The sequence below is a fragment of the Georgenia sp. EYE_87 genome (assembly GCF_023148685.1).
GTDB lineage: Bacteria > Actinomycetota > Actinomycetes > Actinomycetales > Actinomycetaceae > Georgenia.
In genome coordinates this window covers 72,544-84,703 of record NZ_JAHXNL010000004.1, presented here as the reverse complement: position 1 = coordinate 84,703, position 12,160 = coordinate 72,544, and the positions used below count along the sequence as shown (strand labels likewise).

Below are 12,160 nucleotides of genomic sequence, written 5' to 3'. Positions count from 1 at the left end.
CTGGAAGGTTCGCAGCCTTTCCGAGGGCAACCGAAGGGAGCGAAGCGACCGGAGGGCGGCAGCCCTCGTATGCGGCTCAGGGGCGACCGGGGCGTCCGACAAAGCACGTTCTCGTCCAGGAAACGAACGCTGCTGAGGCCGGAACAGCAGTTTCGCCGCCCCGCCGGATCACGCACTGCTGGGCGCGCTTCACACCCTTGTTCGACAAGTGGACGTGCAAGCCCATTCATCGGACGGCGAGCCCGGTCCTCTCCGACTAGTTGGTGCCCCCAGGTCGCGGTTCCTCAACCTGGAGGGTCCGGTTCAAGTGGCACGACCAGCGCGAACCCGTTGGTACAGGTCACCAGCCTGCCCGTGCCACCTGGGCTTAGGTGGCGCGGTCGTGGCCCGGCACGCTGCGCAGCTGCTCGCGCATCGCGGTCAGCTCGGCCGCGTACTGCTCCCACAGCTGCGGGTCGACCTCGGCTGTCTCTCGCTGAGGCATGGTCGGGCAGCGGTTGCGCTTCGCGGCGTTCCACCCCACGGCAGCCGCGGCCTCGACACTCGGGAAGATCCGGTCCAACGCTCATACGAGCGAGACGTCGAGGACGCGACGGGGGTGGGCCAGGGTCGTCATGCCGGTGCCTCAGCGGACCCACAGCACCACGGCGCGATCCGCCGTCGTTCCTCCGGGGACCGGCTCCACAGGGCGGCGCGGCGGCGAGCCAAATGGCTCTCGGCCTTCAGCCCCGTGTCCCCCCTCGTCGATGCGTTAGTTCACGGAATCCATCGGGCCAACTCGCGCTCAACGGTTGGAATTCCGCAGCAGGGCAAAGCCGCAGTCACCCCGAGATTGCTACACCTGCCGGCCGCGCAGCCGCTGACGTCCCGCTGCGTAAGCCTGAGTCCGCCGCTAGGACGACCATTGCGCGAGCTCTATCGCTGAGCCGCACGGCCTCGGGCCAGATCATGAGCACCCGCACTGGCCGCGCTGGCGGGACGATGGGCTTGGCTACTAGCGGCAGGCCTTCGTAGGAGACGTCTGCAGCAGGCCGCTGAACCATCACCGCGTAGCCCACACCCCGCGCAACGAGTGAGCGCGTGAATTCGTAATCGGTGGTGCGGTACCGGATGCGCGGTTCGACGCCGGCGTCCTCGAAGAGCCGCATCGTGTGCTCGCTGCTCGGCGGCGCCTCAAGCAGCACCATGGGATCCTCGGCGAGGTCGCCGAGCGCAATGGCCTCGGCATCGGCAAGCCGGTGCCCCGACGGCATGATGATGTGCGCAGTGGTGACGTAGAGGAGGACCGAGCGAACACCACGTGGCAAGGCCATGTCGTAGACGATCGCTAGGTCCAGCTCACCGTCGAGGAGACGCATGGGGATCTCGTCCTGGGTGCCGGTCACGAAGGTGAGCTCCACTTTGGGGTGCCGCGCGGCGAACCCCTCCCATAGCGGCGGCAGCACTGTGGGCGCCACCGTCACGTACGAGCCGACGACAAGCGGACCGACAAGCTCCTCACCGCTGCTGGCAACGCTCAGTTCCAGCTCCTCAGCCGCCTCTAGCAGTTCGGACGCCCGGGAGAGCAGGTAGGAGCCCGTCGGCGTCAGTGTCACACCATGGGCCTTGCGCCGGACGAGCAGCTGCGCGTGCAGCAGCCGCTCCAGCTCGGAGAGGGCAGAGGAGACGGCGGTGTGCGACACGTGGAGCCGCTGGGCGGCCCCGGTGATCGAGCCCGCCTCGGCCACTGCCATGAAGTAGTTCAGTTGACGGAGGGTGTAACGCGGCATCATTCCCACCTCAATGTTGGATGTACCGAACTTATTGGAACTTTACCTGACGAGCCCGTCTGGACACACTCGTCGCATGGCCCAGGAACGGGCCCCTGTGGCGGGGAGCTATCGACGAGGAGAGCCAGATGACCGCAGAGGCAGCGCACGTTCGACCGGTACCAGTGGCCGACTGGGTGACCATTACGGAGCTGTACAACAACCCGTACCCGATCTACGAGCGGCTGCGGCCAGAGGCGCCGGTGCACTGGGTCCCGGCCGTGAACCGCTACATGGCCGTCGGGTACAAGGCGTGCCACGTCGTCGAGCAGGACCAGGAGACGTTCTCCGCCGATGAGACCAACTCGCTGATGAAGCGCGCGATGGGGCACAGCATGCTGCGCAAGGATGACCCCGAGCACGACATCGAGCGTCGGTCCTACGGCGGGGTGCTGCGGCCTAAGGCCATCAAGCAGCACTGGGACGCGGTCTTCAGGCGCAACGCCGCGACCTACCTGGCCGGCCTCAAGGAGGTGGGGCCGGGCGCCGACCTCATCCGGGAGTTCGCGGCGCCGTACGCCGCGGAAAACCTCCGCCTCATCATCGGCTTCTACAACGCCACGCAGGCGGACCTCCAGCGCTGGTCGCAAACGCTTATCGACGGCACAGGCAACTACGCGGACGATCCTGACGTCTGGGCGAAGGCAGAACAATCCTACCGGGAGGTCGATGGGGCGATCGACGAGATGATCGCCTACTTCCGCGAGAAGCCAGATGCAAGCCTCCTCTCGCGCCTTTCGAGTATGTCCATCCCGCTCGAGGCCATCCGCGCCAACCTCAAGATGACGATCGGCGGCGGCCTCAACGAACCCCGCGACGCCCTCGGCACCACCGTGTGGGCATTGCTATCGAATCCGGACCAGCTCGCCCAAGTCCAAGACGGCGACCGGTGGTCGGATGCATTCGAGGAGTCCATCCGCTGGGTTGCGCCCATAAGCATGTACCCACGTGAGGCCACCCGGGACACCGTCCTCGAAGGCGTCGCCATCCCCAAGGGCGCCCGCCTCGGCGTCGTCGTCGGCGCCGCGAACCGCGACCCCGCCGTCTTCGAGAGCCCCGAGACCTACGACATCAACCGCCCCCGCAAACCGCACCTCGCCTTCGGCGGCGGCAACCACTTCTGCGCAGGCGCCTGGGTGGCACGGGCCTCGGTGGTCGGCGTGGCTATGCCCCGACTCTTCGCCGAGCTGCCGAAACTCCGCCTCGACCGAGAGCACCCTGCCGTCGACGGCGGCTGGGTCTTCCGCGGGATGCTCAGCCTCCCCGTCCAGTGGGACTGACCCTGACCAGCCGGCCCCGGGCCGGGACGCATAGCCTCGGCCTGTCGCGGCCGACGAAGGAGCGTGTGTGATGCCGAAGGTGACGTACTTCCACGACGGTGGCGGCACAGAGGTCTTGGAGGTGGAGCCGGGCACGAGCGTGATGCGCGCGGCGCTCACGAACGGCGTGGCCGGGATCGTGGGCGAGTGCGGCGGGCAAGCGATGTGCGCGACTTGCCACGTCTACGTCCGGGAGCCCTATCTGGAGGCCTTGCCGGAGGTCGGCGAGGACGAAGAGGAGATGCTCGAGTGCACTGCCGCCGAGCGCGACGCGGCGCGCAGCCGGCTCGGCTGCCAGATCAAGGTGGGCGTCCACCTCGACGAGATCGAGGTCGATGTGCCGGCACGGCAGATCTGAGGGCTTTTCGATGGACCGGGTAGTGGTGATCGGGGCCGGGCATGCCGGGGTGCAGGTGGCCGACTCGCTCCGCGCCGGCGGGTACACCGGTGCGGTGACGGTTGTGGGCGAGGAGGCGGGGCTGCCCTACCAGCGCCCGCCGTTGTCGAAGGACTACCTCGGCCCCGGCGGGCCCGGGGAACCACTGCCGCTGCGCGGGGATCGGTTCTTCGCCGACTGCGGCATCGACCTGCGCACCGGGCTGGCGGCCACCGGCCTGGACCTCGCGGCACGCTCGGTGGCCCTTTCAGACGGGTCGGTGCTCGACTACGAGGCGCTGGTACTGGCGACCGGGGCTGCTAACCGGACCCTGCCCGGGGCGGACCTGGACGGCGTGCACCACCTGCGCACGCTCACCGAGGCTCAGGTCCTGCGCGGGGCGCTGGACCGGGCCGAGTCGGTCGTGGTGGTCGGGGCAGGGTTCATCGGCCTCGAACTGGCCGCCGTTGCCCGCAAGCGAGGCCGGGGTGTGACGGTGCTCGAGACAGCCAACCGCGTGCTGGGCCGCGCCGTGTCCCTTGCCATGTCGGAGTACCTCGCCAGCGCTCACCGTCGGATGGGCGTCGACCTGCGCCTCGAGGAAGGGGTGGACAGCTTCGAAAGCGTCGATGGCCGCGTGCTTGCGGTGGCCTCCACCCGCGGGGAGGTCTACCCCGCCGACCTGGTCCTGGTTGGCATCGGCGCGCTCCCGCGCACCGAGCTGGCCGCAGCGGCCGGCCTCCAGGTGGACAACGGCATCGTCGTCGACGCCCACCTCAGAACCAGTGACCCCCATGTCTACGCTGTGGGCGACTGCGCCACCTTCCCTTCCGTGCACGCCAGCACCCGCGTGCGTTTGGAGTCCGTGCAGAACGCCACCGACCAGGCCCGCCACGTAGCCGCCGCGATCCTCGGCTCCCGAGCCCCCTACGCGGCGCTGCCCTGGTTTTGGTCCCAGCAGGGCCCGATCCGCCTGCAGATCGCCGGCCTGACCCGGCCCGGTGACGAGACCGCGGTGTGCGGGGAAGTCGGAACCGGCAAGTTCTCTGTCCTCGCGTTCGATCAGGGCCAACTCACCGCCGTCGAGTCGGTCAACAAGCCTGCCGATCATATGGCCGCCCGCAAGGCTCTCGCTGGTGACTGCCCGCTCACGCCCAACGACGTGACCGGCCCGGCTTTCAATCTCAAGGTTTACGCTGAAAACCTCGCCCTGCCCCTACATGAGCCTCTGCGCGTCCTCTCACCTCACGCTGCCCAGGCCAGCCAGCCGAGGGTGCGCTGGTGAAGGCAGAGCATGGGCTGTTCCAACCGCGGCCGTCGCCGGTCGAACTTCTGATGGGCCCGGCGATGGGGTGCGCCGATCCCTGCTGGTGGAGCGCCTGAGCGATGCCGCGGATGGAACGCCCGGCGACGCCGGCTCCCCCAGCGGTCCATACCGGCATTGCGCCGCAGCTCGCGCGTGATCGGTTGGGGTGGGCGCACGCGACGATCAATAATGGCGGCTGATCTGCTGCAGGCACGGTGACCGAGCGGTTGGGGCAACGGTGGGGTCGCGCCCCGAGCGCAGCGGTGAGCGGCCTGGTAGATGCGCTCGTCGCGCCGGCGATGGTGGCGGGCCCTGCGTCGGCCAATACCCCGCCCGGCGGGCGCTCCGCCGCGAAGCCAGGCCCGAGGGCCGCAATGCGGTTGCGTGCCGGTGCGCCTCGAACTCGAGACCCATGCCTACTTGCGAAGGGTGCACGCACCAGCGTCCTGGGGCAAGAACCTAGGACTGATCTGTCGCACAGCCAGTGGCTCCAGCGGCGGCCGAACCCCCTGACGCCGTCCTTGCGGTAGAACTTGTACCCGCGTGCCCAGCTGTTCCCCGTGGTTTCGCGACACCGCCACCTCCCGCGCCGCGCCCGAATGCCACGGCCGCGCAACTCCGTGAAGCGCTGCTGCTTGGCCGCCAGCAGACGCCGCCCCGGGCCCATTCTTCACCCGACGATTACCGGAATGTTCCGACCAGACCGGAAACCGCCCCGCCGACGAGGGTCACTTTTCAGGCGCGGTCGACATAATGGCAGACCGCAATCTCCAGGTCCTCGGCACCGCCCATCAGACTCGCGCGTCTCGCGGGCGGCGGCTCTGGCAGAAGCGGGTGAATTGTCTACCAGCAAGTCGCGATGCCGAATCAAATGTGGTCGGCGTTTTGACCTTCCGAATGGTGAAGCCAAACTGTAACCCTGCAAGACCACTCGAAGGGCGCCGTCCGGGCGCCCTTCGAGTGGCTGCTGGTCGGTCAACGTTCGACGTCGAACCAACGGTGTTACACTCGGCGGCGAGCTACTGGCCACCGACGTTGACGCCTTGCTCGGACAAGTACTCCTCCGCTGCCGGGTGGAAGGGGATGCCGATCGCCCGGTTGGCGTTCTCCAATGTCATCTCTGAGGCGGAGCCGTGGACAGACACCAGCGCGTCGTGGTTGTCGAAGATAACTTCCATGACTTGACGGACCAGGTCATCCGGCGTCTCAGAATGTGTCACGAAGTTCGTCCCAAAGCCCATGACTGGGATCTCCGCCTCAACCCCGGGATATTGGCCGGCCTCGACTACGCCCCGGTAGAAGTACGGCCTCTCCTTCACCAGTTGGTCGGCGATCTGCTCGTCCACGGGGACAATGCGAACGTCCTGCTGCGTTGCCAACTCGGCGTAAGCGGACACCGGCGGGGAGCCAGCCAGGACCCCGGCGTCGATGCTCCCGTTGGACAGGCCGTCCACGACGTCCTCGTAGCCCAGGAACTCCCCGGTGTACTCGCCCTCCTCTACCCCGTGGGCGACCAGGACCTCCACCGTCAGGAGGTTGGTGGGTGAGCCGGGCCCGCCGATGCCGATGGTCTTACCCTCCAAATCCGCGTAGCTTTCAATCCCGGAGTCCGCGCGGGTAACCATGTAAAGGTCAGAATTGCCTGCGAATGTCAGCGCCCGCAGCTCGGTGTACTCCTGCTCGTACGGTGCTTGCCCCTCGAAGGCCCACAAGGTACCGGCCGTATCCATCAGGGTGAAAGCCGGGTCCCCGGATTGCATCCGCTCATCGAGCCGCTGAACCATCTCTAGGGTTCCGGTGGTGGCCTCGACTGAGGCCTGCGCGCCATCGACGTGCTCGCTGATGAGGTTGGCGATGCCTCCGCCGACGATGTAGGCGGTGCCTCCCTGTCGCGGTGTGTAGATAGGGACGATGCCGTAGTTGTCGCCGTCGGCACTGTCGCCGGCACCGGTGCCGGTGCCGCCGCACGCTGCCAGCAGCAGGATTGCCGTTCCAGCTGCGAGGGTCTGTCCAAGTGTCTTGCTTCTCATGGTGCCTCCTTGATTGGATCTGGGTTCCTGCAGTGCGGTGTAGTTCAGGCCCGCTCTCGTTGTGCGGGCACTTTCTCCTCGACGCTGTCCGAGGCTTTCCTTCGCCGTTTCGTCCAACTCACCGCCGCGGTGGCGCCGAGGAGTACCGCTCCGGCGAGGTCCGAGACGGTGCCGGGAATCAGTAATACGACGGCCGCCGCGAACAACAGCGCACGCCATGGCAGCTTCAGCGGGGCAAACAGGTATCCGGTCACCGCTGCCGCCAACGCGATGATGCCCATCAGGCAGGAAATGAACGCCTGCGCGATCTCACTTGGGCCTCCGATGAGCAGCAGTCCCGGGGAGTAGATAAACGCATACGGGATGAGGAATCCCGCGAGAGCGAGGCGAACCGCCTCGAACGCCGTGGCGTGGGGTGGTGCTCCCGAGATCCCGGCGGCGGTGAATGCGGCCAGTGCTACCGGTGGCGTGATCGCGGAGAGCACGCCGAAGTAGAAGACGAACATGTGCGCCGCAACCGGTTCCACACCGAGGTCGGCCAATGCTGGTGCCACGGTCACGGCCAGGATGAGGTAGGCCGCCACGGCGGGGAGGCTCATTCCAAGGATGATCGAGGCGACCATTGTCAGGACCAGCAGCAGGGGCACGCTTTCCCCTGCGAGTTGCGTGAGGATGTAGGACAGCCGGAAGCCGAGCCCGGTGACGCCGAGCATTCCCATCACGATGCCGGCGGCACCACACGCCATGATGATGATCAACGTGGCTTGGAAGCCCTGGGTCGCACCAGCCGCGAACAGTCGGAAGATGCTTTTCCAGTTCTTCGTCGCCAGACCGGTGACGACGATGATCCCTGCGGCACCTGCAATGCCCCAGACGGCCGCCCGGGCCGGGGACGTCCCTGCGAAGATCAGGAGGTACACCAGGATTGCCAAGGGGATGAGCTGGTAGCCCTGGGACAGGAAGAGCTTTCCGAGCTTACGAACGGCCCCCTCGGTGTGCTCACCCTTCAGGCCAATCCTGCCCGCCTCGAAGTCCACGGTGAAGATCACGGCCAGGTAGTACAGAAGTGCCGGGAGAAGTGCGGCGAGAGCGATCTCGGCGTAGGGCACTTGCAGTATTTCGGCGATGAGGAATGCCGTGGCCCCCATGACCGGTGGCATGATCATGCCACCGGTAGAAGCGGTGGCCTCCACGGCGCCGGCCGTCTTGGCGCTGAATCCGGTGGCCTTCATCAGCGGGATGGTTACGGGACCCGTCGCCGCGACGTTGCCGACCTGACTGCCGGAGATGCTGCCGAACATGCCGCTGGCGATAGTGGCGCCCTTGGCCTGGCCGCCGCGGAAGCGCCCGACCATGAGCTTTGACTGCTCGAGGATGAACTCTCCCGCTCCACAGAGCTGGAGCAGGGATCCGAAGATGACGTACAGGACCACGTAGGTGGCGGAGACCCCGATCGCCAGGCCGAGGATGCCTTCGGTGGAGAGGAACAGGTTCCCGGCAATCTGAGCGATGGAACTGCCCGAGTGCTGGAACAGCCCGCCAAGGTTCTGGCCGAACAACGCGTAGAGGATCGCGATGATCGCCAGGGCCGGGAGTACCGGCCCAGTGGTGCGCCGGGCGCCTTCCAGCACTAGCAGGGCAGCGATGAACGCGAGGACAACGTGGAAGTCGTCATGAGTGATGGTCTGGAGGATGTCGCTGTACTGCAGGTAGATGACCACCCCGATAAATGCTGAGGCAACCACCAGCACAAAATCCACGACGCCGATTCGACGGTTCGGCCGTGCCCCCGCCATGGACTTCGGTGGATAAAGCAGGAAGACGACGATGAGTCCCAGGGATAGGTGCACAGCACGTTGCTGCATGCTTGGCAGCGGCGCGGTGAAGCCGGTGTAGAGGTGGAAGGCCGCAGCCGCGAGCATGATCCCGGTTGCCCAGAAGCCGCGGTTGAGCCAACGTGGCCCGGACCACGGTGGCGTGCCGTCACCCCTGTCGCGGGCGTGTTTCTGCGCCACCGGGTCGCTCTCTTCGGCGGGGACCTGGTGGCTGGTGGTCGGGTCGCCCGCACGATTCCGCTTTGGATTGAAGCGCTCTGACAAGGTCTTATACATCGACATCTGGAGTACGCCTTTGGCTCAGAGGGTCAGCGGATCAGAAGGGTGCCGGCCCTAGGTCGGCGGGATCGGTCATTACTTCGACCAAGGACGGTCCGGCAACTACGGACATGCGCTGCACTGCAGAGCGAAGTTCAGACAGCTCGGTGACGCGTACGGCCTCCAACCCGAAGGCGCGGGCGGCGGCGCTGACGTCCGTACCGGAGATGTCCACGCCGGGCAGTTTCCGGTCCGGGTCCAGTCCCGCTGCACGGCGGTAACGCTGGATCGCGGCGCCGTTGGCTGCGAAGGACTGGTTGTTCAGCACCACGTACGTAACCGGGATGGCGTAGTACGCGGCCGTCCATAGGGCGTTGATGCCGAACTGGAAGACGCCGTCGCCCAGGACTGCCACCACTCTTCGGCCGGGACTGGCCAGCTGGAAGCCGAGGGAGGCCCCCATGCCCCATCCCAATGAGCCGGAAGAAGTTCCGTGGTACTGCTCGGGCGACTCGATCGGGGCCATCCGTAGCACCAGGCTGCTGGCCGTGGTCGAGTCATTGACGATCGTGACGTCGGAGGCGACAAGTTCGGTGATGGTGGCCACTGCGGCTGCCGGGCTGATCGGCTGACCATTCCCTTGCGGCTCGGCCAAGGCAGCCTTCCGGAGCTCGGCCGGTTCTACCGGTGCGGCGACGACAGGGCGCCGCTCCGGGCGAGCTGACGAGCTGCCTTCGACCCGGACGGCCTCGAGCAGGTCCTGCAGGGCGAGTGCCTGGTGGCCGAGCAGGGGGATGTCGGTGCCGTAGACCCTGTTGAGGTGCTCCGGGTCGGGGTGACTGTGGATGATCGTTGCGCTGTCAGACACCTGGTGGAGGCCGACGTCCTCGAACTGCACGAAGGCATTGCACCCGGCGAAGAAGACGGTGTCGGCCTCCTGCACCACTGACGCTGAGGGATCGTACGGGCCCGCGTAGCGCGGGTGCCCCGTCGGGAAGCTCACGCGCTCCAAGCTCCGCCGGTCTTCCAGCACCACCGGGGCACGGAGCTCCTCGGCAAGCTGGACCAGGAGTTCACCCGCCCCGTGACGTGCCAGGTCCGTTCCGGCGACCAGCAGTGGGTGCTGCGCACTGCGCAGGGCTCTGGCCGCTGCCCGCACGGACGCCTCATCCGGGCGGTTGCGTGCCGCGCCGGTGTACCGCTTGGCTGCGGGCGGCTTGGCCTGCGTCTTGGCTTCCATCACTTCCTGGCGCAGTCCGAGCCATGTGGGCCCAGCGGGCTCTTGTACCGCTCGGCCGAGTGCCCGGTTGAGGTCTTCCCCGACCAGGTCCGCTTCGAGGGTCTCCCAGTCCCACTTCACATGGTCCTGGACCATGGACCGGACATGGGGGGCGGTGGTGAAACCTTCGCGTGACTGGACGCCTGCGGCCTTAAGACCGTTGAGCACGATTACGGGCGAGCGGGCCAAACGGGCGGCCCACAGGTGGGCCAGCCCGTTGGTGAGCCCGACGTTGGCGTGGAGGTACACCACCGACGGGCGACCGGTGGCGCGGCTATACCCGTCGGCCATCGCCACGGTCACGGACTCGTGTGTCGTCAGGTACAGCGCGATACCGGCCTCCGACAGGGCTTCCAGCGCCGCCGCCTCGGTACTGCCAGGGCAGATGAAGAGCCGATCAATGCCCCAGTCCTGCAATACCTCAACCAGGACATCGGCCGCCCGTCGTGCCGGCGTCATCGCGCCTGCTCCGCGAGGGCGGGCCCTGGAAAGGCCGAGACATCGCTTCTGAAACTCAGTGCCTGGGCCTCGGTGCACTCGTCCAGGATCATGGTGGTGTGGGTGCGGCCGAGGCCACTCTTCTTCATCCCGCCGAAGGGCATTGTCATGTCCGAGGCGCCGAGGCGGTGGGTGTTGATGAAGACGCTGCCGGCTTCCAGCCGCTCCCCCACCTGCAATCCGGCCTCCGGGTCGGCCGTCCACACCGAGGCCGCCAGGCCGTACTCGGTGCCGTTGGCCATGGCGATGCCTTCGTCCAAGGAGTCGTAGGGGAGCACTGGGACGACCGGGCCAAATTGCTCGGTCTGCACCAGGGGGTGGTCGTGGTCGATATCCGAGACAACGTGCGGGAGCATGAAGTAGCCGCGTTCCCAGCTGTCGGGGTTGAGCTGGCTGCCGACTGCCTGGACGGTGGCGCCGGCCTCCCGCGCGGCGTCGAGCAGGCGGCGAACCCGGCTTGCCTGGTTGGCGTTGTTCAGTGGCCCCATGGTGGAGCGCGCGTCCAGCCCGTCGCCGACCGCGATTGTGTCGGCCGCCGCGATGAACATCTCGAGAAACTCCGCCATCCGGGTGCGTGGCACGTAGATCCGCTTGATGTTGAAGCAGATCTGCCCGGCGCACGTGAACACTCCCCGCACCATCTCGTGCATCGTGCTCTCGTCGAAGACGGCGTCCCTAAGCACGAGGGCGGGATCGTTGCCGCCGAGCTCCAGAGAGGCGGCCCGCACAGTTTCGGCGTTTGCCCGCAGAATTTCCTGGCCGACCGGCACACTGCCGGTGAAGAGCACGTTCTTCACACCATCGGACTCAATTAACGCGCGGCCAGCGACGTGACCTTCACCGGGCACCACGTTGAGCACACCTTTCGGGAGCGCTTCAGCGAGGATGGCAAGGGTATGGGACAGGGCCAGCGGGGCATACTCGGAAGGCTTGACCACCACAGTGTTGCCCGTGATGAGCGCAGGAATCAGGTGCTGGCAGGCCAGATAGATCGGGTAGTTCCACGGGACGATGACCGCCGTGACGCCGCGCGGCACGCGTCGGACGATCACCCTGCCTCGCTCGTCCGTGCGCTCATCTCTCCCGTAACCGTCGTCAATGAGTCCGGCGAAGTACTCGATGATGGTCTCCGGCCCTCGGGCATCAGCGACCGACTCCCAAAGCACCTTGCCCTGCTCCCGCGTGAGCAGGTTTGCCCGGTCGGCGAGGGTTTCCTGCAACCGCGGGTAGGCCGCGCGCAACAGCTGGGCGCGCTGGGTGTAGCCCAGTTCGCGCCAGTTAGCCGCTGCCGCCTCCGCGTGTCGGATTGCCTCGTGGACCATACCCGGGGTGCCGAGGGCACAGTGGCCCACAACCTCCTCAGTCCTGGCCGGGTTGCGCACCGGCATGTACTCCGTTGGCAGGACCACACCTCCGATGAGGACGTTGGCGACAGGCATGTCTGTGCTGGT

At 66.9% G+C, this 12,160-nt stretch carries 8 protein-coding genes; 3 read left to right on the top strand and 5 right to left on the bottom strand.

Going from position 1 to position 12,160, the window contains the following annotated elements; genetic code table 11:
- Positions 1-821: 821 nt before the first annotated feature.
- Positions 822-1,769 (bottom strand): LysR family transcriptional regulator, encoded by a 948-nt coding sequence (locus tag KZX45_RS08320; RefSeq protein ID WP_248257265.1) that lies wholly within the window; start codon positions 1,767-1,769, stop codon positions 822-824.
- 128 nt (positions 1,770-1,897) lie between these two features.
- Between KZX45_RS08320 and KZX45_RS08315 the strand changes: the two genes are divergently transcribed.
- The 3 genes from KZX45_RS08315 (at position 1,898) to KZX45_RS08305 (ending at position 4,788) form a co-directional block, all read left to right on the top strand.
- A complete protein-coding gene (locus tag KZX45_RS08315; protein ID WP_248257264.1) occupies positions 1,898-3,088 on the top strand; it encodes a cytochrome P450 in 1,191 nt (396 codons plus the stop codon).
- 70 nt (positions 3,089-3,158) lie between these two features.
- A complete protein-coding gene (locus tag KZX45_RS08310) occupies positions 3,159-3,485 on the top strand; it encodes a 2Fe-2S iron-sulfur cluster-binding protein (protein WP_248257263.1) in 327 nt (108 codons plus the stop codon).
- Positions 3,486-3,495: 10 nt separating this feature from the next.
- Complete coding sequence (locus KZX45_RS08305; protein ID WP_248257262.1) at positions 3,496-4,788, top strand: NAD(P)/FAD-dependent oxidoreductase; 1,293 nt, start codon at positions 3,496-3,498, stop codon at positions 4,786-4,788.
- A 1,040-nt stretch (positions 4,789-5,828) separates the two neighbouring features.
- Here KZX45_RS08305 and KZX45_RS08300 read toward each other — a convergent pair.
- The 4 genes from KZX45_RS08300 to KZX45_RS08285 are packed head-to-tail and all read right to left on the bottom strand — an operon-like array spanning position 5,829 to position 12,148.
- Positions 5,829-6,839, bottom strand: coding sequence for a TAXI family TRAP transporter solute-binding subunit (locus KZX45_RS08300; protein WP_248257261.1), 1,011 nt, complete (start codon positions 6,837-6,839; stop codon positions 5,829-5,831).
- Between the two features lie 44 nt (positions 6,840-6,883).
- Positions 6,884-8,956: a TRAP transporter permease gene (locus KZX45_RS08295; RefSeq protein WP_248257260.1), complete on the bottom strand. Its 2,073-nt coding sequence runs from the start codon at positions 8,954-8,956 to the stop codon at positions 6,884-6,886.
- 34 nt (positions 8,957-8,990) lie between these two features.
- On the bottom strand, positions 8,991-10,670 hold the full coding sequence (locus KZX45_RS08290) for a thiamine pyrophosphate-binding protein (RefSeq protein ID WP_248257259.1): 1,680 nt from the start codon (positions 10,668-10,670) through the stop codon (positions 8,991-8,993).
- On the bottom strand, positions 10,667-12,148 hold the full coding sequence (locus KZX45_RS08285; RefSeq protein ID WP_248257258.1) for an aldehyde dehydrogenase: 1,482 nt from the start codon (positions 12,146-12,148) through the stop codon (positions 10,667-10,669). The genes KZX45_RS08290 and KZX45_RS08285 overlap by 4 nt, the downstream gene beginning before the upstream one ends.
- Between the last annotated feature and the right edge of the window lie 12 nt (positions 12,149-12,160).